The organism is Methylobacterium sp. P5_C11 (genome assembly GCF_054049775.1).
Genome location: NZ_JBFULS010000019.1, coordinates 36,553 through 60,198 on the forward strand (window position 1 = coordinate 36,553; position 23,646 = coordinate 60,198).

Sequence of the window (23,646 nt, forward strand, 5' to 3'; positions counted from 1 at the left end):
CCCAACTCCGACAGCCCGAGAAACCGAGCACGCGGCAAGATCATAGCAAGATCTTTCAGGACAACATCCGCACAACCGGGCGATTCAAGACGCGCCTTTCACCTTATTTCGCAATTTTGTCTCATTTCAGAAAATACAGATACAGACTTAAATTTTTGAAAACAGCAAATAATAGGATATCTCAAGCAAGATACGGCAAAGAATTCAGAATTGTTCGGTAACTTTTTTGTGCGAACTCATCTCGTCAGCGTGAGAGCTGACCTCTGCAGATGTCATCATCCCGGACGCCGGAGCCGAGCGAGCGGCGGCAGGGTCTCGTCACCCCGCCAGGAGACCCGCGAGGTGTGCGATCAGCCGGCGCGCGACCTCGTCCTTGCCGAGGCGCGGCCAGGTTTCCACGGAGCCGTCCCGCCCGATCAAGTGCACCGTGTTGTCGACGCCGCCCATGACGCCGCCCTCGGCCGAGACATCGTTGGCCACGATCAGATCGCAGCCCTTCCGGGCGATCTTCGCCCGGGCGTGTTCGAGGACCGTGTCGGTCTCGGCGGCGAACCCGACAACCAGGGGCGGGCGGCCCGCGGGCAGATGCGCGATCGTCGCGAGGATATCAGGGTTCTCGACCAGCGGCATCGGGGCGGGACCGGCGCCGTCCTTCTTGATCTTCTTGGTCCCGGCCTCCTGCTCCGGGCGCCAATCGGCCACCGCGGCGGCGAAGACCGCGATGTCGACCGGAAGCGCCGTCTGGACGGCCTCCAGCATCTCCCGGGCTGTCTCGACCCGGACCACGGCGACGCCCGGCGGGTCGGGGATCGCCACAGGACCGGAGACGAGGGTCACGGCGGCGCCGGCCGCCGCGGCCGCGGCCGCGATCGCGTGGCCCTGGCGGCCCGAGGAGCGATTGGCGATGTAGCGGACCGGATCGATCGGCTCGTGGGTCGGGCCGGAGGTCACGAGCACATGCCGGCCGGCCAGGGGCCTGTCCCCGGCCGCGAGCCCGAGCATCCGCTCCAGCGCGTCGGCAATCTCGTTGGGTTCGGCCATGCGGCCCGGCCCGGATTCGGACTCCGCCATCTTGCCGGCGTTCGGGCCGACGATCCGGACGCCGTCGCCCTCCAGCACCGCGCGGTTCCGGCGGGTGGCGGGGTGCGCCCACATCTGGACGTTCATGGCCGGCGCGATCAGGATCGGCAGGGTCGTGGCCAGCAGGATGGTGGTCGCGAGGTCGGCCGCGTGGCCGCCGGCCATCCGGGCCATCAGGTTGGCAGTGGCGGGCGCCACCACCACGGCATCAGCCTGACGGGCGAGCTTGATGTGGCCGATCTCGGCCTCGGAAGCGCGGTCGAACAGGTCGGTGTGTGCCCGCTCCCCCGCGAGCGCGGCCGCCGCGAGGGGCGTGACGAATTCCTGTGCCCCGGCGGTGAGCACCGGGCAGACGCTGGCGCCCCGCTCGCGCAGGCGCCGGATCAGGTCGAGGGCCTTGTAGGCCGCAATGCCGCCGCCGATGACGAGGAGCACACGGCGGTCGGCGAGGGTCTCGATCATGCCGGCGACCCTCTGCGCGCGGGTGGGCGCGCGTCAAGCGGCGTCAGGCCGCCGCCGAGACGGCCGGCGCCTTCAGGCCGCCGAACCGGCGCTCGCGGCGCCCGAACTCGGCGACCGCCTCGGCGAGGTCCTGGGGTCCGAAATCGGGCCACATCCGCTCGGTGAAATGCAGCTCGGCATAGGCCGCCTCCCAGAGCATGAAATCGGAGAGGCGACGCTCGCCGCCGGTTCGGATCAGCAGATCGACATCGACCGGCGAGCCGTGCATCGGGCCGGCCACCAACTTGCCGAAATTCTCCCGCGTCAGGTCTTCGCCCTGGAGCCGCTGCGCCGCCGCCAGGATCGCGTCGCGCGCCGAGTAGTCGACGCAGATCCGCAGATGCAGCCGGGTCCCCGCCGCCGTGGCGGCCTCCGCCGCGGTGATCGCATCGGGGATGCCGACCGGCAGGCGGTCGCGCCGGCCGACGACGCTGAGGCGGGTGCCGGTGCGGGCGAGGCGCTGGGTCTCGTTGCGCAGGTATGAGCGCAGGAGCCGCATCAGGCCGCCCACCTCCTCGGCAGGGCGCTGCCAGTTGTCGGCCGAGAAGGCGTAGAGCGTCAGCGTGCCGATGCCGAGATCCGGGCAGGCCTCGGCGGTCCGGCGGATCGCCTCCACGCCGCGATGGTGGCCGGCGAGCCGCGGCCGGCCGCGCTGCGTCGCCCAGCGCCCGTTGCCGTCCATGATGATCGCGGCGTGCAGGGCGCCCGGCACCGCTTCGCTTTGCATCGTAAAGTCTCCCGGCATGGGCGTGTCGTTGAGGTCTATCGAAACGGGGTTAACATTCCCGGCAGGACCCGGCGGTCTCACGCCGTTTTCGTGGCCGGATCGAGGCCGCGGACACCGGTTTCGGGACCGCGCCCGGCGACCTCCGCGGCGTCGCGCACCACCTGTTCAAGCACGCCGAGATAGCCGATGAAGCGCCGTCGCCCGACGGGAGTCAGGCGGCACACCGTCTGCGACCGGTTCTGCGCGAAGCGCTTCTCGAGGCTGACAAGATCGGCCTCGCTCAGCACGGCGAGGTGGCGGCTCAGGTTGCCATCGGTGAGCCCGCACAGGCGCTTCAGGTCCGGGAAGGGCAATCCCTTGGGATGTGCCACCAGGGAGGTGAGCACGCTCAGGCGCGCGCGCTCATGGATGATCCTGTCGAGCCCCTCGTAGGAGAAACGGCCGTCGGAACGGTCAGCGGTCGTCATCGAAGGCCCGCGCCCCGTGATGGATGATCCCGGCCAGCCACGCCTGACCGACCAGGAAGGGCAGGCCCATCGTCCAGGGAGACAGAGCCCGCGTCTCGGCCGCGATCGCCAGCACGGCGAGACCCGCGAGCAAATACCAAGCGCCGACGCCCTGGACCGCCCGCGGCAGGATCCGCGCAGAGGCGAAGAGCCCGAGGCCGACCAGCACCTGCCACAGGCCGGGCAGCATCCAGACCTCGCCAGGGGCGAAGCGGGCGATGACCAGGGCGAGGCAGGCCCCAGCGCCCGCAGCGGGCAGGAACACCTCGATGGCGTTCCACACCATGGCGTCGGCCAGTCCCGAATGCAGGCGCCGGCTGCGCCGGACCGCCTCCACGCCGATCATCGCGAACGCCGCGAGGGCGGCAGCGATCCAGAGGCCGAAGAACAGGCCCGGCCGCGCCGTCGGATCGCCGAGCCACAGGGCCTGCGCCGCGGCGCAGGCGAGCGCGAGGCCGCCAGTACCGGCCACGGTGGCCGCGCCCAGGCCGCGAAACGCCGTATCGCGGGCGATCTGCGAGCGGATCGCGACGATGTCGGCCAGTGCCTTGTCCAGGTCCTGCATGTGCCTCGATTCCACGGTCGCACCATGCTTTGCAGCGCAAAGTATCGGCCGGACACCGTCGTCGCAAGCCGTTTCCCCCATATCAGAGAGGCGGATCTTCACCGCATCGGCGCCGAGGATCCAGTTCGATTCTGGGCGAATTCTACCTGAAGGTTGTATTCACCCCTTTGGTCGACGCTGAGGCAGGATCGTGGCATTCGTCCTCAGCATCGCCCGTGGATCCGATCAACGCGTACGAAAGTGGTAGAACTGCCCGCCGACAGGGTTCCTGCGAGCGGTGTCGGAGCCCATATTGTTCCCATGCCCGCACCGAAGAAACCGCGCGCCGCTTCCGTCACGGCCTCGTCCGCCAAGGCGTCGAAACCGGAGTTGAAGCCCCTCGACACGTATCTGGCCGAGTTGCTGAACCCGGCGCTGAACCGCAGCCGCCCGGTGCCGGCCGCGCCGCAGGCCGAACCATCCGCGCGGCCGGGAAAGCCCAAGGGCAGGAAAGCGAAGGCCGCCCCGCAGGCGGCGACCCGTCATGCGGAGATCGCCCGCGACGGTTTCGCGGAGGCGCCCCAGGCGGGCTACGCGCTGGGCGACGCGGCGGATGTCGACCCGCGCCTTGCCCAGGCCCTCGGCCTGACCCCGCCGGACGAGGGGCCGGCACCGGAGGGTGCGGACCTGCCGGATCCCGGCGGCGACGGGGGCGCCTCGGCCACGGTGACGGCCTTGGAACGCCTGCTCACCGAGGGCAACCCGCTATTCAAGGACGGCAAGACCTGGACGCCGCACCGGCCCGAGCGCCCGCAGAAATCCGAGGGCGGCGTCCGGTTCACGCTGAAATCCGAATTCAAGCCGGCCGGTGACCAGCCGAAAGCCATCGCGGAACTCGTCGGCGGCGTGCAGGCGCTGGAGCGCGATCAGGTGCTCCTCGGCGTCACCGGATCGGGCAAGACCTTCACGATGGCCAAGATCATCGAAGAGACGCAGCGCCCGGCGCTGATCCTCGCGCCCAACAAGACGCTGGCCGCGCAGCTCTACGGAGAGTTCAAGGCGTTCTTCCCGGACAACGCGGTGGAGTATTTCGTCTCCTACTACGACTATTACCAGCCCGAGGCCTACGTCCCGCGCTCGGACACGTTCATCGAGAAGGAATCGTCGATCAACGAGCAGATCGACCGGATGCGCCACTCGGCCACCCGCGCCCTGCTGGAGCGCGACGACGTCATCATCGTCGCCTCGGTCTCGTGCATCTACGGCATCGGCTCGGTCGAGACCTACACGGCGATGTCGTTCACGGTCTCGCTGGGTGAGCGCATCGAGCAGCGCCAGCTCATCGCCGACCTCGTGGCGCTTCAGTACAAGCGCATCCAGTCGGATTTCGCCCGCGGCACGTTCCGGGTGCGGGGCGATTCCATCGAGCTGTGGCCCGCCCACCTGGAGGATCGCGGCTGGCGGATCGGGCTGTTCGGCGACGAGGTCGAGAGCATCGTCGAGTTCGACCCGCTCACCGGCAAGACCATCTCCGAGCTGAAGTTCGTGAAGGTCTACGCCAACTCGCACTACGTCACGCCGCGCCCGACGCTGCAGCAGGCGATCAAGGGCATCAAGACCGAGCTGAACGGCCGGATCGAGGAGTTGACCAAGATGGGCCGTCTCATCGAGGCGCAGCGCATCGACCAGCGCTGCACCTTCGACATCGAGATGATCGAGGCCACCGGCGCCTGCAACGGCATCGAGAACTATTCCCGCTACCTCACCGGCCGGAAGCCCGGTGAGCCGCCGCCGACCCTGTTCGAGTACCTGCCCGACAACGCCCTGGTCTTCACCGACGAGAGCCACGTCACCGTGCCGCAGATCGGCGGCATGTACCGGGGCGACTTCCGCCGGAAAGCAACGCTCGCCGAGTATGGTTTCCGGCTGCCTTCCTGCCTCGACAACCGCCCGCTGCGCTTCGAGGAGTGGGACGCGATGCGGCCGATGACGGTCCATGTCTCGGCCACGCCCGGCAAGTGGGAGATGGAGCAGACCGGCGGCGTCTTCGCCGAGCAGGTCATCCGCCCGACCGGGCTGGTCGATCCGGTGATCGAGATCCGCCCGGCCCGCAGCCAGGTGGACGATCTCCTGGGCGAGGTCCGGGAAGTGGCCCAGGCCGGCTACCGGACGCTCGTGACCACGCTCACCAAGCGCATGGCCGAGGACCTCACCGAGTACCTGCACGAGAACGGCGTCCGGGTGCGCTACATGCACTCCGACATCGACACGCTGGAGCGGATCGAGATCATCCGCGACCTGCGGCTCGGCGCCTTCGACGTGCTGATCGGCATCAACCTGCTGCGCGAGGGCCTCGACATCCCGGAATGCGCCCTGGTGGCGATCCTCGACGCCGACAAGGAGGGCTTCCTCCGTTCGGAGACCTCGCTGATCCAGACCATCGGCCGCGCCGCCCGCAATGCCGACGCCCGCTGCATCCTGTATGCGGACACCATCACCGGCTCGATGGAGCGGGCGATGGCCGAGACCGAGCGGCGCCGCGCCAAGCAGCTCGCCTACAACGCCGAGCACGGGATCACGCCGCAGAGCGTGAAGCGCGGCATCGCCGACATCCTCAGCAGCGTGTTCGAGCGCGACCACGTCCAGGTCGATACCGGGCTTGCCAAGGACGCGATCACGGTGGGCCACAATCTCAAGGCCGTGATGGCGGATCTCGAGAAGCGGATGCGGACGGCCGCCGCCGATCTCGACTTCGAAGAGGCGGCGCGGCTGCGCGATGAGCTGAAGCGGCTCCAGGCGACCGAGCTGCTGGTTTCGGACGACCCGATGGCCCGGCAAAGCGACGTTGAGCGGGAAGCCGGCAAGTTCGGCCGCAAGGCGCCACGTGGGGCGGTGGGCAGCCGGATCGCCAAGCCGGACCTCGACAATATGGGTCCCGGCACCGACCGGGAGCTGCCGGTGGGCGGCCTCGCGCCGGTCTGGCAGGAGCGGCCGAAGCCGCGCTCGACGCAGGGGCTCGGCGGACAGAAGCCCAAGTACAAGGGCGGCGGCGGGCGGCGGCGGGGCTGACCCGGCCGCCGATGCCTTACGCGGCCTCGTAGCCCCGGTCGAGGCCGCCCCCCGGTCCAGCCTCGCGGGCATCGACTAGGGCCTGCGCGATCCGGACGACGAGGACATTACAGGCCTCGTCGTAGGCCTGGGACTCCGCGCGGACGGCCGCCTCGACGATGGCACCGGCCTGCTCGCGCACGATCTCGCGGGCGGTGCGCAGCGCGTCGGCGTAGGGCTCAAACGGTCGGGGCATCGTAACGCTCCGGAAGCGTCGGGCATTCGAGCCCGGATTGGCGGCTGGAACGAGCCACACGCCGAAACCGTTCCCGCCGCCGCTGGACGAGGATGCCGCATCGGCCCAGATCAGTCGCGATGAGAGACGAGCACGCGATGGCCCCGGACCCGAAAACGCCCCCGATCCTCGACGACGACACCCTGGCCTTCGCGGCCCGGGTCTTTCAGTATGCCCGCATGGGCCACGCGCAGGAGCTTGCCGACCTATTCGGCCAGGGGCTGCCGGCGAACCTGCGCAACGACAAGGGCGACAGCCTGCTGATGCTGGCCGCCTATAACGGTCAGGCGGAAGCGGCCCGTGTGATCCTCGAAGCCGGCGGCGACCCGGAACTCGCCAACGACCGCGGCCAGACGCCGCTCGCCGGCGCGGCGTTCAAGAACGATCTGGCGGTGGCGCGGCTGCTCCTCCAGCACGGGGCCGCGGTGGACGGTGTCGGCGACGGCAGCCGCACCGCACTGATGACGGCGGCGATGTTCGACCGGACCGAGATGGTCGACCTACTTCTCCAGCACGGCGCCGACCCGGATCGCCGTGACGCGTCAGGCCAGGGCGCGGCCGACATGGCCCGTGCCATGGGAGCGCAGGCGACGCCCGCTCAGCTCGACGGCGCGGCGCGGCGAAAGGCCTGAGGCTCTCGCCAAAGGGACGGGTCCGTTCAGGCGCAAGTGTCGCCGCACAGGGGAGCACAGCTTTGTCGCGAGGGTTTCGAGCCGTCCTGCTGGCCTGCCTGGGAGGATCTGTCTCTTTTATTCCAGCATCCGCCGCCGAGACTCCCTGGCCGGCCTTCGGGCACGACCCCAGCAACCGCAACTTCTCCGAGCTGACCCAGATCGACCGCGACACGGTCGGCCGCTTGCGGCCCGCCTGGATCTTCCAGACGGGGGTGACTGGCTATTTCCAGGCCCAGCCCGTCATGGTGGACGGGACCCTCTACGTCTCCACGACGCAGAACAACGTTGCGGCGCTGGACGCGCGCACCGGCAAGCCCCTGTGGACCTACACGCACAAGCCGCGGACAGACAAAATCTTCGGGCCGCCCTCGAATCGCGGGCTCGCCGTATCGGGTGGCCTCGTCTTCGAGGCGACCATGGACGGGCGGCTGATCGCCCTGGATGCCAAGAGCGGCCAGGTGGTCTGGGACAAGGAGGCCGTGCGGCCGGAGGAGGGCGAGAGCGAGACCGCCTCGGGCCTGGCGGCCACGCTGGGCGGCAAGCCGGTGCAGGGATCGAGCCGGCTGGGCTTCAAGATGCCGCCGCTGGTCGCCGACGGTCTGGTGATCGTGGGCGTCACCGGCGCGGGCTACGGCCTCCACATCGAGGACGCGGCGGGCGGCCTCGACGGCGGCGCGGTGGTCGGCATCGAGGGCGGCTACGGCCGGCGCGGCTGGCTCGCGGCCTACGACGCCAAGACGGGTGAGGAGCGTTGGCGCTGGTACGTAACCCCCTCGGAGGGGTGGGAGGGCGGCTTCGTCGAGACGACCGCCGACGGCACGCCCCTCCACCGGGACATCGCCGCCGAGAAGGCGGCCGCGCCGGCCAACCGCGACGCTTGGCGCGTGGGCGGCGGCTCGCTCTGGATGACGCCGGCCTACGATCCCGATCTCGGCCTGATCTTCTTCGGAACCGGCAATCCGGCGCCGCAGAATTTCGGCCTGTCGCGGCCGGGGGACAATCTCTACACGATGTGCCTCGTCGCCCTGGACGTGAAGACCGGAAAGCTGCGCTGGTACGACCAGCAGGTGCCCCACGACGAATGGGGCTACGACGTCGCCGCGCCGCCCTTCCTGCTCGACGGACCGAACGGCACCAAGGCGGTGGCCTCCGCGAGCAAGACCGGCTGGATCTACGTCCACGACCGCGCGACGGGGACGCTCATCGAGCGGTCGGCGCCGCTTCTCGAACAGAAGAACCTGTTCGCGCCGCCGACCCCACAGAGCACCGTGGTGGCGCCAGGCCCCCTGGGAGCGGTCTCGTGGCCGCCCACCGCGTATGACGGGCGCCGCGCTTACGTGCAGGTCCGCCACGGGGCGACGACCTACACGGTCAAGACCGTGCCGGCCGCCGCGGGGCGGCCGGAGATCCGCTACACGGAAACGGGCGAGGCGAAGGGCGAGCCGTCCTTCAGCACGCTGACCGCCGTCGATCTCGCCGATGGCGGCCGGATCGCGTGGACCGTGCGGTCGGCGAGCCGCCTCTCGGGGGGTACGCTCGCGACCGCCGGCGGACTTGTCTTCTCCGGCGAGGAGGACGGCCATCTCGACGCCCACGACGCCCGGGACGGCCGGGTGCTCTGGCGCTTCCAGTGCGGTGCCGGGATCAGCGGGCCGGCCATGACCTATGCGCTCGACGGCAAGCAGTATGTGGCGGTCGCGGCCGGGGGCGCATCGTACACCAAGGCCGCCGGCTTCGGCACCGGCGACGCCTTGCTGGTCTTCGCACTGCCCGATTGACGGCGGCCGAGCGTCCCCGGATCTGTCCCGCTGGTTCGGGCTCGGGTGTTCACAGATCTCGGTCGGACATGGGCGCTGGCGGCAGAGCGCGACGCACTCCCTCCCCCGTGCGGGAGAGGGTTGGGGTGAGGGACGAGAGGGTACAGGATTCAGCACGCCGCCAACGCGCGGTCAGAGCGAGCCTGATCCGGAAGCCGCACAGCCCTCACCCTGTCCCTCTGCCGCACGGGCCTCGGGCCTGCCCGAGGCCCGCACTGAGGAGCCCAAGTCGGGCAGGCCCGACTTGGGTGGAGAGGGGACCCGCGCCCGGCCCTGAAGCCGCATTGCCAAGGCAGATGGATACATCCGCCGGCTGGTTCGGCGAGGGACGGTTACTGCGGATACCGGCGAGGAAGGCGGCCCGGCCGACGGATTACGAGCCGCCGGTGATCCGCACGATCGCCATACCCACCGATACAAACCCGGCGGGCGCGGGGGGCGGTGCGCCACCATCCCGGTCGACGCGATCACGTTCCGCCACCCGGCCTTCGTCGGCGACGAGGTCAGCCTCTACGTGTGGCTCCTGACGGTCGGACGCTCGTCCCTGCGCATCCAGGTCGAGGTCCGGCGGCGCGAGCGGGCGAGCGAGGCCACCATGAAGGTCACCGAGGGGACCTTCACCTTCGTGGCGATCGGCGACGACCGGCGCCCGCACCAGGTGCCATCAGACGGGGTCGGGCTCCGATCCGCCCTCACGGTCTGGCGATGGCGTAGCGGGTGCGCAGGCGCAGGCCGAACACCGCCATCATGAACATGCAGCAGGTGGCGTTGTTGCCGTTGTACAACACCGTCTCGAAGGACGCCGAGACGAGGCCGAGGAACCACAGCCGCAGGAAGAGCAGGGTCTCCGCGTCGAGGCGCGTACCGCCGGCGACGCGCTGCAGGTCGCGCACCGGAGCGAGCACGAAGGCCACCACGGTCAGCGCGAGGAACGGCAGGCCGCCGATCAGCGCGGTGTCGAGATAGGCATTATGCGCGTGGTCGACGGTGTTGACCCAGGTCAGCTCCTCCGAGCCGCCATACATGGTGCGCTCGGTCATCCAGAACGCGCCGATCCCCCAGCCGCGCCAGGGCCGGATCAGGATATTGTCGATGGCGAACTGCCAGATCTCGCTGCGCCCCGTGAAGGTGGCGTCGGTGAGGAGCGCCCCGACCGCGTCCTGAATGGCCGGTGCGAGCACCGAGCCGATCGAGATCAGCGAGAAGCCGATCACCGGGCCGAGGAGCAGCAGGCGCCGCATCAGGCCGCCGGTCAGCACTTGGCACAGGCCGGTGACGACGAGGATCACCGGCAGGAGCAGGATCGCGGTCTTCGAACCGCTCGCGACCAGGAACCCGGCCGCGAGGAGCACGATCGCCCAGCCGAGGAGGCGGCTCGCCGCCGACGCCACGTAGAGGCCGACGATCACCAGGATCACCATGGCCGCGCCGGCCTCGTTCTTCTGTGGGAAGATTCCGCGCCAGAGGCCGGGGTGGCTCGGATCGGAGTTCACGTCGAAGGCCGAGTGGATCGCGAGGTTCGGCACGAAGGCGACCGCGAGGTAGGACGCGAGCACGATCACCAGGGCGGATCCGGCCATGGTCAGGGCCAGCTGCCGCGGCGAGCGGGCCACGATCAGCACGCCCGCCGAGAGCATCGCCGCGATGGCGAAGAGCGCCAGCCGGCGCAGCGCGAGGCTCGGCTCGATGGAGAGCAGTGCCGTCGCGCTGAGCCAGAGGGCGCACAGCACGAGCGGGCGCGTCGCCAGAGGGCGCAGGTGGCGGACGCCGATCCGGTAGATCGCCGCGGCCATGGCGGCACCGGCGGCGAGAAACAGAACCTGCGTCAGCAGGCTGCCGTCTTCTGAGGCCGCAAGCATCGACCGATCCGACAGATCCTTCAGCCAGACGTGGTTCCAGAGGAGGACGAAGACGGACCCGTTCAGGAGGACGCGCAGCGCGTCCGGCAGGTCGCGGCTCGCGACACCGTGCCGCCGGCCGTCGGCCGGGATACCGATCGCCGCATCCGCAGAAGCCATGTCGTCCCACCGCGAGGGCCGCGCTCTGCGGCCGAGGCCATTCTAGCGTCCCGCGGGTCCGGGGCGATGGGAAATCAGGCGTTGCACCCAACGATCGCGCGATAACCTTGATGCGGGCCGGGCTCGTTCAGCGCCGCATCGTGTACTGGGAGCGCCCCGCGGATTGCCGCATCAGGAAGGATGCCATCTCGGCGAGTTCCGGCGCCTTCGAGCGGAAGGTGACGGAGAGCGCCAGGAGCGTGTCCTTGTGGTCGAGCCCGGGATAGATCCGCTCCTGGACGGGGACGTGCTCGGCGCGGAGCTTGGCGGCGAGGCTGACCGTGTGCCGCGGCTTCACCACCGTGTCGGCGTCGCCCGTGGCCAGGAAGGCGGGCGGGGAGAGCGGACCCGCGAAGGCGACCGGCTGCGTGGACTCCGGATCGGGAGCCTTTCCGAACACCTTGACGGTGGTGTCCTGATCGAACGGCAGGAAGTCGTAGGGACCGGACAGGCCCGCGACCGCCTTGATGACCTTGGGATCGACGCCGGCGGCGGTCACGTAGCGCGGGTCGAGGCCGAGCATCACGGCGTTGTAGGCCCCCGCCGAGTGGCCCGCGAGCACGATGCGGCGCGGGTCACCCCCGTAGGCCGCGATGTTGTCGCGCACCCAGGCGATGGCCGCCGCGCCATCCTCGAGGAAGCCCGGGAACGGCGCCTCCGGGTAGAGCCGATAGTCGGGCAGCACCGTGACGAAGCCCTGCGCGGCGAGCGCGTGCCCGACGAAGGCGTAGTCATCCTTGGACCCGCTCTGCCAGGAGCCGCCGTAGAAAAACACCAGGACCGGCGCGTTCTCCGCCGCAGCGGTCGGAACGTAGATGTCGAGGCGCCGCCGCGACCCCTCGCCGAACGGCTGGTCCTTCGCGGCGAGACGCCCCCCCGGGTCGCGCGGGCCGATCGCGTCGAACAGGGCGAGCGGCGAGGCAGCGGTGAAGCCGAATGCGGCGAGCCCCAGGCAGAGGAGGCTGGCGAACGCGGTGAGGAGTCGTGTCATATCCCATCCGGTTGTCCCGACCGTGCCATTCCGCACCGCCCTCGGGGCGGATTGATGACGGTCCCGCGGCGGAGCCCGGAAAATCAGGTCCGCAGCACGATGCAGGCGCCACCGACCTTGCGGATGCGGATGCAGAGGTCGTCGGCCGCCTGCCGGCTCTGCGCCGGGATGCGGATCCGGTAGAAGGCGCGGGTCCCACGGTTGCGCAGGCGCGTGCCGATGATCATCGGCCGCACCTCGCCGATCACGCCCGCATAGGCGCTCCGCGCGCGATTGAAGCTCTGGAGCGCCAGGGCCTTGGAAAAATTGCCGGCAAGCTGGATGCCCCAGGGGGCGGCCGGCCCCTCGTTGAGGCCGAGCGCGAAGCGGTCGCCGCGGGACGGAATGCGCAAGGCTGCGGTCACCTGCAGGCAGGTCTGCGGCGCGGCCGGCTTCGCGTCCGTCGCGTCCTTGGGCTTGGATTCGGGCTTGGCGGGCGGACCGCCCTCCGGATACTCGATCGCCTTGGCCGGGCCGGTTCGCCAGTCCTCCGCCGGCAGGCCCGTGATGGCGGCGACGTAGGTGCGGGTCTCGGCGGGCAGGCCACCGTCGCCGGCGAGCCACTTGCTCACCCGCGCAGCGCCGCCGTTATACGCCGCCGCGGCCAGCCCGAGATTACCGAATTGCGCCTTAAGGTCGGACAGCAGATGAGCCGCGTGCGGGATCGCCTGCTCGGGATCGAACGGGTCGAGGAGACCGCGTTCCCGGGCCGTCCCGGGCATGAACTGCGCGACGCCCTGCGCCCCGGCCGGACTGACGACGCCCACGCGAAAACTGCTTTCGCGCCAGATCAGGCGCGTCAGGAACGGTATCGGCAGGCCGCGCGCCTTGGCGGATTCGTCGATGAGCCGGCAGAGTGCCTGCTCGACGGTCTCGGTCGCCCCTTCGGACGGGGCGGCCGAAGCCGGAGGCGCGCAGGCGAGGGCGAGGAGCAGCGCGCCGAGGCGCAGGGGCTGGACTGTCACGCCGCGCATGTAGCGACCTGCGGGTGCGGATCAATCCGTGCGGTCAACCTTCCTGGCCGAGCTTCCCGCCCGCCACGGGCCTCGGGCGCCTGTGCCGGTCGGGGAGAAGTCGCGCACGGCGTTCGCTCCGGACCGGATGGCGCACCTTCGCGCTCTGGCGCTCCGGGGCCGGCCCGTCGTAGCGTTGGGGTACAGAGGGACGCCATGGCGGCGGTGCCCGAGGAGAGTTCCGGATGTCCGATCCCGCAACCCTGCGCGGCCTCTCCGGCCTGAGCCCCGCGCCGGCCCGGCTCAAGGGTTCGGCGCTCGTGATGATCGACCTGCAGCAGACCTATCGCGAGGGCGTGATGCGCCTCGATGGCGTCGAGCCGGCGCTGCGCGAGGCGGCCGAGCTGCTGGCGCGGGCGCGCAAAGCGGGCATCCCGGTGTTTCATGTCCGCCACAATGCCGGAGAAGGGACGCCCTACGACGTGACGGCGCCGATCGGCCAGATCAGTCCGGAGGTGGCGCCGCAAGGCGACGAGCCGGTGATCACCAAGGCCTATCCGAGTTCCTTCGTAGGCACGGATCTGGAGGCACGGCTCAAGGGAGCGGGTGTGACGGATATCGTCCTGGCGGGCTTCATGACGCATATGTGCGTCAACTCGACCGCGCGGGGCGCCTTCAACATCGGGTTCCGCCCCACGGTCGTGGCGGCTGCCACGGCGACGCGGGATCTTCCCGGACCGGACGGCGGGGTGGTACCGGCGGCCCAGCTTCAGGCCGCCAGTCTCGCCGCGCTCGGCGACCTCTTCGCCGTGGTGGCGCGCAACCAAGCCGACATCCCGGACTGAGGATCCCGGACCGCTCGCCCCCGTGGGGCTCAAGCCTCGAGCCGGGCGATCTCGGCGATCACCGCCTCCAGCCCTGGCCGCCGATCGGGATCGGGCTGCGTGCACGCCTGCTCCAAGGCGCGCAACTCGGGCGGCGGTGCCGCGCAGCGATCGAGCAGCTCGCCGAGCAGGATGCCGAAGGCCCGGACCTCGATCCGCACGAGCGCCGCGCCGAGCGCCCCGTCCGGCAGGGTCGAGGCGGCCCCGAAATCGCTGAGCACGGCGGCGCCGGTCCCGGCATCCCACAGGGTGTTGTGGGCGTAGACGTCGCCATGGAGCAGGCCGCGACCATGCAGGTGCGCCACCGCCTCGCCGACGGCGCGCGCGATCCGGAGGACGACGTCACCGTCGAGGCGCAGGTCCGGATCGTAGACGTCGCGGCTGCAGCTCGCGAGGCTCGGCGGGCCGGCGAGCGCGCGCCAGTGCGACGGCAGAAGCCGGAGCAGCAGGCCCTGGCTGCCGTCCGGATGGCCATCGAGCCGGCCCAGCGCGCCTGTGAGCGCCGTATGCGTCCCGGCGGCGAGGCAGGCCGCCATCTCCCGTTCGGGCAGGCCGTCGCTGGTCATCGCGCCCTTGAACAGCTTCAGGGCGACGTCCTGCGCGCCGGCGGGATTGCGCCAGGCCGCGTGGAAGATCCGGCCCGATGCGCCCTCACCGAGCAGGTGGCCGATGTCCAGATCCGGCCACGGGACGCGCGGCGCATCCGCGGGCTCGGTGATCGGCTCGGCGGGATTGCCCGCATAGGCGACCCAGGCGAGGCGCGGGAGCGTCCCGAGCCAAGGCGGCAGAGCGTCGAGCCGATTGCAGGAGAGCCGGATCAACTCGAGATTCGCCGCGCCCGCAAGGCTGTCCGGCAGCGCCTGGATCCGGTTCCCCGCCAGCATCAGCTTCTGCAGGAGCGGCCGCTCGCCCAGGGCGGCCGGCAGCGCCTCGATCCGGTTGTCGGTCAGCGTCAGCCAGCGCAGCCCGCGCGGCAGCGACTCCGCCGGAACCTCCCGGATGCCGCAGCCGCGGAAGCCCAGCTGGCTCAGCGCGGGGCATGCGCCGAGCGCAGGCGGCAGGCGCGGGAACGGGTTTCCGGAGCAGAACAGCACCCGCAGGCGGTGCAGACGGCCGAAATCGTCCGGCAGGTCGGTGAGGCTGCCCCGGCCGAGATCCAGCACCTCCAGCGTGTCGGCAAGATCGAAGACCTCGCGTGGAAATTCCGTCAGCCCGTCGGGCAGCCGCACCTCCCGCGCGCCGCCGAGATCACCACGCCGCAGGGCGGCGAGGGCTTCGCTCCGGTCCAAGCCTCAGCCCCGCTTGAAGAAGGCGTCGGCCGCGCCCTGTGCCGCCTGCTTGGCAGCCCGCGCCGCCTCCAGCCGGGCGATCTCGGCGCGCAGGAGCGCGACGCGGGCGTCGAGATCCGCGAGGGAGAGCGTGTCGAGGGGCTGCCCGATCTCGTGGGCGACGGCCTTGCGCGGCCGGTCGTCGTCGTCCCGCACGTCATGTCCTCCCTATAGGAACGCGGTTCCGGGTCCGTCCCAGGCCAAGCCGAGATGGGCCGCCACCGTGGCGCCGATATCCGCCATGGTATCCCGTCGACCGATCGACCGGGCATCCACCCCGGGGCCGAACGCCAGGACCGGCACCTGCTCGCGGGTGTGGTCGGTCCCGGCCCAGGTCGGATCGTTGCCGTGATCGGCCGTGACGACGGCGAGGTCGCCCGGCGCCAGAGCCGTCAGGATCTCGGGGATCCGGGCGTCGAAGGCTTCGAGCTCCGCGGCATAGCCGGGCACGTCGCGACGGTGGCCGTACTCCGTGTCGAAATCCACGAGGTTGACGAAGATCAGGCCACCCTCCGGCAGGGTCGCCAGCGCGTCGAGCCCGGCCGTCAGGCAGGCCGCGTTGGCGCCCGGCTTGATCTCGCGGCCGGTCGCCCGATGGGCGAAGATGTCGCCGATCTTGCCGACACTGACCACCGTGCGGCCGGCCGCCTCCGCCCGGTCCAGCAGGGTCCGCCCAGGCGGCGCGACCGCGAAGTCCCGGCGGTTGCCGGTCCGGCGGAAGCCGGCTTCCGCAACGCCGACGAAGGGCCGAGCGATCACCCGGCAGACCCGGTAGGGATCGCACAGGCGACGGGCCACGCGGCATAGGTCGTAGAGCCGCTCCAGCCCGAACGCCTCCTCGTGGGCGGCGATCTGGAACACGCTGTCGGCCGACGTGTAGCAGATCGGTTTTCCCGTCCGGACGTGCTCGGCTCCGAGTGCCTCGATGATCGCGACGCCCGGTGCGTGACAATCCCCCAGGATGCCCGGGAGGCCGCCCTCGGCGATCAGCGCCCGGGTGAGGTCCGGCGGGAAGGCCGGCCGGGTGTCGGGGAAGTGCCCCCAGGGCTCGGTCAGCGGCAGGCCCGCGATCTCCCAGTGCCCGGAGGGCGTGTCCTTGCCGGCGGCGATCTCTACCGCATGACCGTAGACCCCGGTGGGCGCCCCGGAGGGCGCGAGGTTCGGCGGGATCCGTCCCGAGGCCCCGGCGGCCGCGAGCCCGAGTCCGAGGGCGGCGAGGTGCGGCAGGCGCAGGGCCCCCGACCGCAAGCCGGCGCGGTCGCCGCGGCCGTCCGCGCACCCGTCCGCGATATGCCCGAGCGTGTCGGAGCCGGAATCGCCGTACCGGTCCGCGTCCGGGGCGCCGCCGATGCCGACGGAATCGAGGACGATCAGGAGCGCGCGCGCCACGGTCAGGCGGGCTCCAGCTCGGCCGGCGCGTCGCTCTCGAGGGCGAAGGCGGCCTTGAACAGGGCGCGGGTATAGGCGGTCTGCGGGTTCGCGAAGATCGTCTCGGCGGCCCCCTCTTCGACCACGTGGCCGTTCTGCATCACGATCACGTAGTTGGCGAGCGCCCGCACCACCTTCAGGTCGTGGCTGATGAACAGGTAGGCGAGGCCGCGCTCGCGCTGGAGGTCACGGAGCAGGGTCACGATCTGCGCCTGGACGGAGCGGTCGAGGGCCGAGGTGGGCTCGTCGAGGACGACGAAGCGGGGATTGAGCACCATGGCGCGGGCGATGGCGATGCGCTGCCGCTGGCCGCCCGAGAATTCGTGCGGGTAGCGGTCCATCGCGGCCGGGTCGAGGCCGACATCGGTCAGCGCCTTGGCGACCACGGCGCGGCGCTCGGACCGGGCGCGCACCGCGCCCTGGACCACCAGCCCCTCGGCGACGATATCGGCCACCGACATGCGCGGCGAGAGAGAGCCGTACGGGTCCTGGAAGACGACCTGCATGTCCTTCCGCAAGGGGCGCATCTGCGCCACGCCGTAGCCGTCGATCGCCTTGCCGAGGAAGACGATCGGACCCTCCGAGCCGGTGAGCCGCAGCAAGGCGAGGCCGAGCGTGGTCTTGCCCGAGCCCGACTCACCGACGATGCCGACCGTCTCGCCGGCCCGGACGCGCAGGGAGACGCCGTCGACGGCCCTGACATGGCCGGTGACACGCCGGAGCAGGCCCGACTTGAGCGGGAACCAGACCTTCAGGGGGCCGGCCTCCAGGAGCGGCGCGGCGTCGGCCGGGACGGGGTTGGCCCGGCCCTTCGGCTCGGAGGCGATCAGGCGGCGCGTGTATTCGTGCTGCGGATTCGCGAAGACCGCCCGGGTCTCGCCCGTCTCCACGATCTTGCCCTTCAGCATCACGCAGACCCGGTCGGCGATCCGCTCGACGATGCCGAGATCGTGGGTGATGAACAGCATCGCCATGCCGAGGCGCTTTTGCAGATCGGCCAGCAGCGCCAGGATCTGCGCCTGGACCGTGACGTCCAACGCCGTGGTCGGCTCGTCGGCCACCAGCAGGTCCGGCTCGCAGGCGAGCGCCATGGCGATCATCACCCGCTGGCGCTGGCCGCCGGAAAGTTCGTGCGGGTAGGCGCCCATGCGGCGCTCCGCGTCGCGCAGGCCCACGAGGTCCAGGAGTTCCAGGATCCGCCGGCGGGCCGCCTTGCCGGTGAGGCCGCGGTGCAGCCCGAGCACCTCGCCGATCTGCCGCTCGATCGTGTGGAGCGGGTTCAGCGAGGTCATCGGCTCCTGGAACACCATGGTGATGTCGGCGCCGCGGACGTCCCGCATCGCCCGCTCGGGCAGCTGCGCGAGGTCGCGCCCCTTGAACAGGATCCGGCCATCCTGACGGGCCGCCCCGTCGAGGAGGCGCAGGATCGCCAGCGCCGTCACCGACTTGCCGGATCCCGATTCGCCCACAAGGGCGACGGTCTCGCCCCGGCGAATGGAAAAGCCGATGCCGTCGACCGCGACGGTCTCGCCCTCGCGCGCGCGGAACGCCACGGAGAGGTCCTCGACGGCGAGGAGGGGCTGTAGGTCGGCCTCTGACATGAGCCCCTTATAGCGCGCCCGGCCCCGGACCCTAGCCCGCGTCCGGACTGCGCCGCGCGGTCCCGGGCCGCCAGGGCGCCCGGGACAGGCCGGGCGGCGCGCAGCCGGCGCGGCGCGCGCCTAGCGCGACCCGGGATCGATCGCCGGAAGCTCGTTCGCGGGAAGCCCCGTGCCCGCCTGGGCCTGCACCCCGCCGGCGCCGCGGGCGCGGTTGGCGAGCGCTACCGTCAGCCGCTCGGCGGTCTCGGGCTGCATCACCGCCAGGACCTCGGACATCTTGCGGGGGTTCATGGCCAGCACGAGCGGCACCAGAACGTCGAGGCCGAGCCGGTCGAACACCCGGCCGGCGTCCTTGGGCTTCATCGCCTCGTACATCGTGACGATGTTCTTCAGCCCCTGCTTCTCGGCATCCTCCTTCACCTTCGCGACTGCGTCCACCTTGTCCTCGGCCTTCTTGAGATCGCCGAGACCGGTCTCGAGCTTGCGCTCGGCCTCGCCGAGCATCCTCTCGCGCAGCTCCAGCTCGTCGCTCTTCTGGCGCAGGGCGTCCCGCCGGGCGCCGAGCTTCTCCAGCAGCGCCCGCTCGGTGGGGGAGGCCGGACGCGCGGCATCCGGCGCGGCCGTGGCCTGCGACAGGGTCGGATCCGGCGCCTTCTCGGCTGCGGCCGCCGGCTCCTCCTTGGCGCCCACCGACCCGGTCGTCACCGGATCGAGGGGCTCGAAGCCGGTGCGCGCCCGGGCCACGGCCCGCCCGAACTCCGGCAGCGCGCCGCTCTCCGGCAGGCCGGCCTGCAACAGGCTGAGGAGCTTGAGCACGAGGAGGCCCCCCGCCGCGAGCGCCACGGCATCGACCAGGCGCAGGCGCATCGGCCGCACCGGCTTCAGGCGCGACCGGCGGAGGGCCGTTCCGGTGCGGCGCGGCTTCGGCCCGGGAACGGCCTTGGGCGCCGGTGGGACCTTCGGTGCCTTGACTCCGGTCACGCGGCGCGCGCCCGGACGCGGGCGAGGGCGCGCTCGCTCATGGCGAGAGCCGCGGCGGCCGCCATGCCGAGGCGCTCGCCGTTCGGGCCGGCGGGCTCGGGTCGACGCTCCGCCGGGATCTCCGGTGCAGGAGCCGGCTCCCGCACCGGCTCGGGACGGACCGGCACGGCGCGCATCTGCGTCACGATGGCGCCGATGCGGGTGATCACGCCCTCGCCGGCCTCGACCTGCAGCCGCAGCTCTGCGGCGCGGACGGTTGCGGATTCCAAGCTGGCGTTCAGGGTGCGGTCGCCCTCGTCGATCGCGGCGCGCAGGCCGGCGATGGCCCGCTCGGCGGTGCCGGTCGCCACCATCAGGTCCCCGATGGTCTGTCGGAGGGCGGCCTCGTCGCCCTTCATCTGGCCGATGCGGCGGGAGAGCCGGAGGGACGTGACGATGGTCGCCGCCAGGAGGACGGCGACCAGGATGTCGGCGGCGAGGGTGACGAAGAGACTCATGATGGGACCCTCATCGGCCCTAACTATCCGAGCGGTTGTTCATCGAGGCCTCGTAGGCCTGGATCGTCGTGCGCGAGCGGCGTAGGGGCCGTGTGACCTGGACGGCGATGTGCCCGTCGACACGGCCGATCCGCCCCTGGGTGAGCGCCCAGTCGCCGCAGCGCACCGTGATGAGATCCGACGGCTTGGCGTCGAACATCAGCGTCTCGCCGACCTTTAGGCTCATGACCTGCTTCAGCGGCAGCATCATCTCGTGCAGCACCGCGTCCATGGTCACGTCGGCCTGCCAGATCTCGGTGGCGAGATGGCCCTCCCAGATTTGGTCGCGGCCGAGCTTCTCGCCCATGAAACTCTGGGTCAGGAGTTCCCGGATCGGCTCGATCGTCGCGTAGGGGAACAGGATCTGCAGCATGCCGCCGCGCCCGTCGACGTCGAGGCGCAGGCTGATCAGGATGGCGGCGTTTCCCGGCCTGGTGATGGTGGCGAAGCGCGGGTTGGTCTCGATCCGGTCGATGCCGAAGGTCACGGGCGACAGCGGCTGGAACGACATCTCGAGATCGCCCAGCACGATCTCCACGAGGCGGCGTACCAGCGTCATCTCGATCGCCGTGAACGGGCGCCCGTCCAGCCGGCTCGACGACCCGCCGCGCTTGCCGCCGAGCAGCAGGTCGAAAGTCGCGTAGGCGAGGTTCGAGTCGACCGTGACGAGGCCCGAATTCTCCCATTGCTCGGCCCGGAACACGCCGAGCAGCGTCGGCAGCGGGATCGCGTTGAGATAGTCGCCGAACCGCACCGAGGTGATGTTGTCCAGCGTCACCTCGACGTTGTCCTGGAACAGGTTGCGCAGGGAAGTCGACAGCAACCGGAGCATCCGGTCGAAGACGATCTCCAGCATCGGCAGGCGTTCGTACTGGACGACGCCGGAATCGACGATGGCCTGAACGCCCCCGGCCCCTGAGGCCGAGAGCTCGCGCATGGAGAAGCCGAGGACGCCGTCGATCTCGTCCTGGTTGAGCACCCGGTCGTTGCCGGCGAGTTCGGGGAGGTTGTCGCTCTCCCCGTCCTCGATCATCGTCGCCCATTCGGCGGCGACGTCGCCGGCGTTGCGCGTCGTGCCCTGCTCGGCGAGCGCTGCGCCCCATTCCTCGGCCAGCGACGTGTCGCCGCCCTCGGCGCCCTGCTCCAGGAGGGCCGCCGACCAGTCGTCCTCGGGAAGTGCGTCCTCGGGTTCCATCAGGCGTGCTCGATCGGGGCCGGGCGCGGCGCGGTTTTCGAAGCGACGGACTTGCTCGCCGGCGCGATCATTGGACGATCACGTCCTTGAACAGCACCGCGTCGACCTTGGCGGGATACAGCGCGATGTTGACCCGCCGGAGCAGCTCCTCGCGCAGTCGGAACAGGCCCACCGAGCTGGTGATGTCGCTGGCGCGCAATTCGCGCATGTAGACCTGCAACGCGTCCTCGACCCGCGGCATCAGCGGCTTGACCTCTTCCTCGACCTTCGAATCCTTGAGTTCGAGGGCGATCCGCACCTTCGCGTACCGGGCCTTGTCCTGCGGCAGCTCCGGACTCAGGTTGAGGACCATCTCCCGCACGTCGACGAAGACCAGGGGCTTCTTGCCGTCCGGGCCGACGCCCTTGCCGTCGTCGCCGTGCCCCCCGCCATGCCCGCCGTGTCCGCCACCCTGCGCGGCTTCCTTAGCGTCGCCGTGGCCGCCGCCGTGCCCCATCATCAGGAACGCGCCGGCGCCGCCGCCCACGACCAGGACCGCGGCGGCCACCATGATCATGAGCTTCTTCTTGCCCTTCGGGGCGGCTTCGGCTCCGGCCTCGCCTTCCTCGGCGGAGGCCTTCTTGGGCTTCTTGGCCATGGAATAATGCTCTCTCGCGGGAGACCGCGTGCCAGGTACACCTGGATATCGGAGCAACACGGTTAACGTGCCGTTAAGCAGGCAATTCCTGCCGGGCCAGGTTTGCCGCGGCACAGGCCGGACCTCGCCGCCGGCCCGGGGCGATCGCGATCAAACCCCTGTCAGGACACGAGAATGTTCCGATCCTCGGTTTGGCACAGCGGATGCTGAATGGATCGTTGCCGCCACCGCGGCCCGCGAGTCCCAGAGTCCACGATGCAGAATGCCCTCTTCGTCGGCGTATCGAGCCAGATGGCGCTCCAGCGCGAGCTGGACGTGATCGCCAACAACATGGCGAACGTCTCGACCACCGGGTTCAAGGCTCGCAACACCCGCTTCCAGGAATACCTGATGCCGGTGGCGAGCGCGGATTCCTTCGCCCGCCCCGACCGGCGCCTCTCCTACGTCATCGACCAGGGCACGACCCTCGACCTCGGCCAGGGGCCGATCGAGCGGACCGGCAACCCGCTCAACGTGGCGATCAAGGGCGCGGCGTTCATCGCCGTCCAGTCGCCGCAGGGTGAGCGCTACACCCGCAACGGCGCCTTCGAGATCGACGCCCAGGGCGCGCTGGTCACCAGCGAAGGCTACAAGGTCGCGGGCGAGGGCGGTCCGATCACCATCAATCCCCAGGAGACCGGGCTCGCCATCKCGGCCGACGGCACCGTGTCGACCAATCTCGGCATCCGCGGGAAGATCAAGCTCGTCACCTTCGACAACCCGCAGCGGCTGACCAACGAGGGCGGCAACCTCTACGCCTCGCCGGAGCCCGCGCGTCCGGCCGGGATCGACGGGCGCCTGGAATCCGAGGCGCTGGAGCGCTCGAACGTCCGCCCGGTGATCGAGATGACCCGGCTGATGGACGTGAACCGCTCCTACGCCATGGTGTCGAGCCTGATCTCCCGCCTCGACGACCTGCGGGGCACGGCGATCCGCCGCCTCGCCGACGTCGCGTAAGGGGGGCTGAGCGATGCGCGCCCTTTACTCCGCCGCCACCGGCATGGCGGCCCAGGAACTCAACGTCCAGGTCATCTCGAACAACATCGCGAACCTGCGCACCACCGGTTACAAGCGGCAGCAGGTGCACTTCCAGGATCTGCTCTACCAGAACCTGCGCCGGGCCGGCGCCTCCACCTCGCAGCAGAACACCCAGCTCCCGGCCGGCCTCGCCCTGGGCTCGGGCGTGAAGACCACCTCGACGGCCCGCGTCATGTCGCAGGGCACGCTCTCCTCCACCGAGAAGGACTACGACGTCGCGATCCGCGGCGAGGGATTCTTCCGGGTGACGCTGCCGGACGGCCGCACCGCCTACTCGCGGGACGGCTCCTTCGACCTGTCGGCCTCGGGACAGCTCGTCACCCGCGACGGCTACCTGCTCGATCCGGCGATCACCGTCCCGCAGACCGCGACCGCGGTGACGATCAGCGCCACCGGGGCCGTGCAGGCGACCTTGCCGGGTCAGACCGCCCCGCAGGCGCTGGGGCAGTTCCAGCTCTCACGCTTCGTCAACAAGGTCGGCCTCGAGTCGATCGGCGACAACCTGTTCATCGAGACCGCGGCCTCCGGGCAGGCGCTCAGCGGCCTGCCGGGGGCGGAGGGCTTCGGCAACCTCCAGCAGAGCTACCTCGAGGAGGCCAACGTCAACGCCGTCACGGAGATCTCGTCCCTGATCGCCGCGCAGCGCGCCTACGAGATGAACTCGAAGGTCGTCACCGCGGCCGACCAGATGCTTTCCACAACCACGCAGATGTTCCGCAGCTAACCGCGCGACCCGCACCCGCTTCA

At 70.6% G+C, this 23,646-nt stretch carries 22 protein-coding genes and 1 pseudogene; 7 read left to right on the forward strand and 16 right to left on the reverse strand.

Translation table 11 applies throughout. From position 1 onward, the window contains the following. Positions 1-318: 318 nt before the first annotated feature. From coaBC to ACXJKQ_RS12565, 4 genes are all read right to left on the reverse strand, one after another. Entirely contained in the window at positions 319-1,542 is a 1,224-nt protein-coding gene (gene coaBC / locus ACXJKQ_RS12550) for a bifunctional phosphopantothenoylcysteine decarboxylase/phosphopantothenate--cysteine ligase CoaBC (RefSeq protein WP_457106066.1), read from the reverse strand. A gap of 43 nt (positions 1,543-1,585) precedes the next feature. Next, positions 1,586-2,308 (reverse strand): di-trans,poly-cis-decaprenylcistransferase, encoded by a 723-nt coding sequence (locus tag ACXJKQ_RS12555; RefSeq protein ID WP_457106067.1) that lies wholly within the window; start codon positions 2,306-2,308, stop codon positions 1,586-1,588. Positions 2,309-2,385: 77 nt separating this feature from the next. Then, a complete protein-coding gene (locus ACXJKQ_RS12560) occupies positions 2,386-2,775 on the reverse strand; it encodes a transcriptional regulator (protein ID WP_457106068.1) in 390 nt (129 codons plus the stop codon). After that, positions 2,762-3,379, reverse strand: a complete 618-nt coding sequence (locus ACXJKQ_RS12565) for a hypothetical protein (RefSeq protein ID WP_457106069.1) — start codon at positions 3,377-3,379, stop codon at positions 2,762-2,764. Before ACXJKQ_RS12565 ends, ACXJKQ_RS12560 begins: the two co-directional genes overlap by 14 nt. A 300-nt stretch (positions 3,380-3,679) precedes the next feature. On the opposite strand from ACXJKQ_RS12565, the gene uvrB reads away from it, so the two are divergent. Then, the gene (gene uvrB / locus ACXJKQ_RS12570; protein WP_457106070.1) at positions 3,680-6,427 is read left to right on the forward strand and encodes an excinuclease ABC subunit UvrB; all 2,748 of its coding nucleotides are present in this window, start codon (positions 3,680-3,682) and stop codon (positions 6,425-6,427) included. A gap of 16 nt (positions 6,428-6,443) precedes the next feature. On the opposite strand, the gene ACXJKQ_RS12575 is transcribed toward uvrB, so the two are convergent. Continuing rightward, on the reverse strand, positions 6,444-6,662 hold the full coding sequence (locus ACXJKQ_RS12575) for a hypothetical protein (RefSeq protein ID WP_457106071.1): 219 nt from the start codon (positions 6,660-6,662) through the stop codon (positions 6,444-6,446). A gap of 119 nt (positions 6,663-6,781) precedes the next feature. Between ACXJKQ_RS12575 and ACXJKQ_RS12580 the strand changes: the two genes are divergently transcribed. The 3 genes and pseudogenes from ACXJKQ_RS12580 to ACXJKQ_RS12590 all read left to right on the forward strand — a co-directional run bounded on the left by ACXJKQ_RS12580 (position 6,782) and on the right by ACXJKQ_RS12590 (position 9,943). Then, positions 6,782-7,333: an ankyrin repeat domain-containing protein gene (locus ACXJKQ_RS12580; protein WP_457106072.1), complete on the forward strand. Its 552-nt coding sequence runs from the start codon at positions 6,782-6,784 to the stop codon at positions 7,331-7,333. A 62-nt stretch (positions 7,334-7,395) separates the two neighbouring features. Continuing rightward, positions 7,396-9,153: an outer membrane protein assembly factor BamB family protein gene (locus ACXJKQ_RS12585; RefSeq protein ID WP_457106073.1), complete on the forward strand. Its 1,758-nt coding sequence runs from the start codon at positions 7,396-7,398 to the stop codon at positions 9,151-9,153. Between the two features lie 335 nt (positions 9,154-9,488). Continuing rightward, positions 9,489-9,943 (forward strand): annotated as a pseudogene (locus ACXJKQ_RS12590) (acyl-CoA thioesterase). On the opposite strand, the gene ACXJKQ_RS12595 reads toward ACXJKQ_RS12590, so the two are convergent. From ACXJKQ_RS12595 to ACXJKQ_RS12605, 3 genes are all read right to left on the reverse strand, one after another. After that, entirely contained in the window at positions 9,885-11,210 is a 1,326-nt protein-coding gene (locus tag ACXJKQ_RS12595) for an O-antigen ligase family protein (RefSeq protein ID WP_457106074.1), read from the reverse strand. The pseudogene ACXJKQ_RS12590 and the gene ACXJKQ_RS12595 overlap by 59 nt on opposite strands. A gap of 127 nt (positions 11,211-11,337) precedes the next feature. Then, the gene (locus tag ACXJKQ_RS12600) at positions 11,338-12,240 is read right to left on the reverse strand and encodes an alpha/beta hydrolase (RefSeq protein ID WP_457106075.1); all 903 of its coding nucleotides are present in this window, start codon (positions 12,238-12,240) and stop codon (positions 11,338-11,340) included. An 83-nt stretch (positions 12,241-12,323) separates the two neighbouring features. Continuing rightward, a complete protein-coding gene (locus tag ACXJKQ_RS12605) occupies positions 12,324-13,253 on the reverse strand; it encodes a transglycosylase SLT domain-containing protein (RefSeq protein ID WP_457106076.1) in 930 nt (309 codons plus the stop codon). 224 nt (positions 13,254-13,477) lie between these two features. Here ACXJKQ_RS12605 and ACXJKQ_RS12610 point away from each other — a divergent pair, with 224 nt between their 5' ends. Continuing rightward, positions 13,478-14,077, forward strand: coding sequence for a cysteine hydrolase family protein (locus tag ACXJKQ_RS12610; RefSeq protein ID WP_457106077.1), 600 nt, complete (start codon positions 13,478-13,480; stop codon positions 14,075-14,077). A 29-nt stretch (positions 14,078-14,106) separates the two neighbouring features. Here ACXJKQ_RS12610 and ACXJKQ_RS12615 read toward each other — a convergent pair whose 3' ends face one another. From ACXJKQ_RS12615 to fliL, 8 genes are all read right to left on the reverse strand, one after another. Continuing rightward, entirely contained in the window at positions 14,107-15,405 is a 1,299-nt protein-coding gene (locus ACXJKQ_RS12615; RefSeq protein ID WP_457106078.1) for a leucine-rich repeat-containing protein kinase family protein, read from the reverse strand. Positions 15,406-15,408: 3 nt separating this feature from the next. After that, positions 15,409-15,600 carry a DUF1192 domain-containing protein gene (locus ACXJKQ_RS12620; protein ID WP_457106079.1) on the reverse strand — a complete coding sequence of 64 codons (192 nt, stop codon included), beginning with the start codon at positions 15,598-15,600 and terminating at the stop codon, positions 15,409-15,411. A 12-nt stretch (positions 15,601-15,612) separates the two neighbouring features. After that, entirely contained in the window at positions 15,613-16,833 is a 1,221-nt protein-coding gene (locus ACXJKQ_RS12625; RefSeq protein WP_457106080.1) for a phosphopentomutase, read from the reverse strand. A 2-nt stretch (positions 16,834-16,835) separates the two neighbouring features. Continuing rightward, entirely contained in the window at positions 16,836-18,473 is a 1,638-nt protein-coding gene (locus ACXJKQ_RS12630) for an ABC transporter ATP-binding protein (RefSeq protein ID WP_457106081.1), read from the reverse strand. Between the two features lie 120 nt (positions 18,474-18,593). After that, positions 18,594-19,454 (reverse strand): MotE family protein, encoded by an 861-nt coding sequence (locus tag ACXJKQ_RS12635; protein WP_457106082.1) that lies wholly within the window; start codon positions 19,452-19,454, stop codon positions 18,594-18,596. Further along, on the reverse strand, positions 19,451-19,951 hold the full coding sequence (locus ACXJKQ_RS12640) for a DUF6468 domain-containing protein (protein ID WP_457106083.1): 501 nt from the start codon (positions 19,949-19,951) through the stop codon (positions 19,451-19,453). Before ACXJKQ_RS12640 ends, ACXJKQ_RS12635 begins: the two co-directional genes overlap by 4 nt. Positions 19,952-19,970: 19 nt before the next feature. Then, a complete protein-coding gene (fliM, locus tag ACXJKQ_RS12645) occupies positions 19,971-21,185 on the reverse strand; it encodes a flagellar motor switch protein FliM (protein WP_457106084.1) in 1,215 nt (404 codons plus the stop codon). Positions 21,186-21,252: 67 nt separating this feature from the next. Next, positions 21,253-21,822 (reverse strand): flagellar basal body-associated protein FliL, encoded by a 570-nt coding sequence (fliL, locus tag ACXJKQ_RS12650; RefSeq protein ID WP_457106085.1) that lies wholly within the window; start codon positions 21,820-21,822, stop codon positions 21,253-21,255. A gap of 255 nt (positions 21,823-22,077) precedes the next feature. Here fliL and flgF point away from each other — a divergent pair, with 255 nt between their 5' ends. Together flgF and flgG are read left to right on the forward strand one after the other, a co-directional pair. Then, entirely contained in the window at positions 22,078-22,818 is a 741-nt protein-coding gene (gene flgF / locus ACXJKQ_RS12655) for a flagellar basal-body rod protein FlgF (RefSeq protein ID WP_457106086.1), read from the forward strand. Between the two features lie 13 nt (positions 22,819-22,831). Further along, positions 22,832-23,623 carry a flagellar basal-body rod protein FlgG gene (flgG, locus tag ACXJKQ_RS12660; protein WP_457106087.1) on the forward strand — a complete coding sequence of 264 codons (792 nt, stop codon included), beginning with the start codon at positions 22,832-22,834 and terminating at the stop codon, positions 23,621-23,623. Positions 23,624-23,646: the final 23 nt, after the last annotated feature.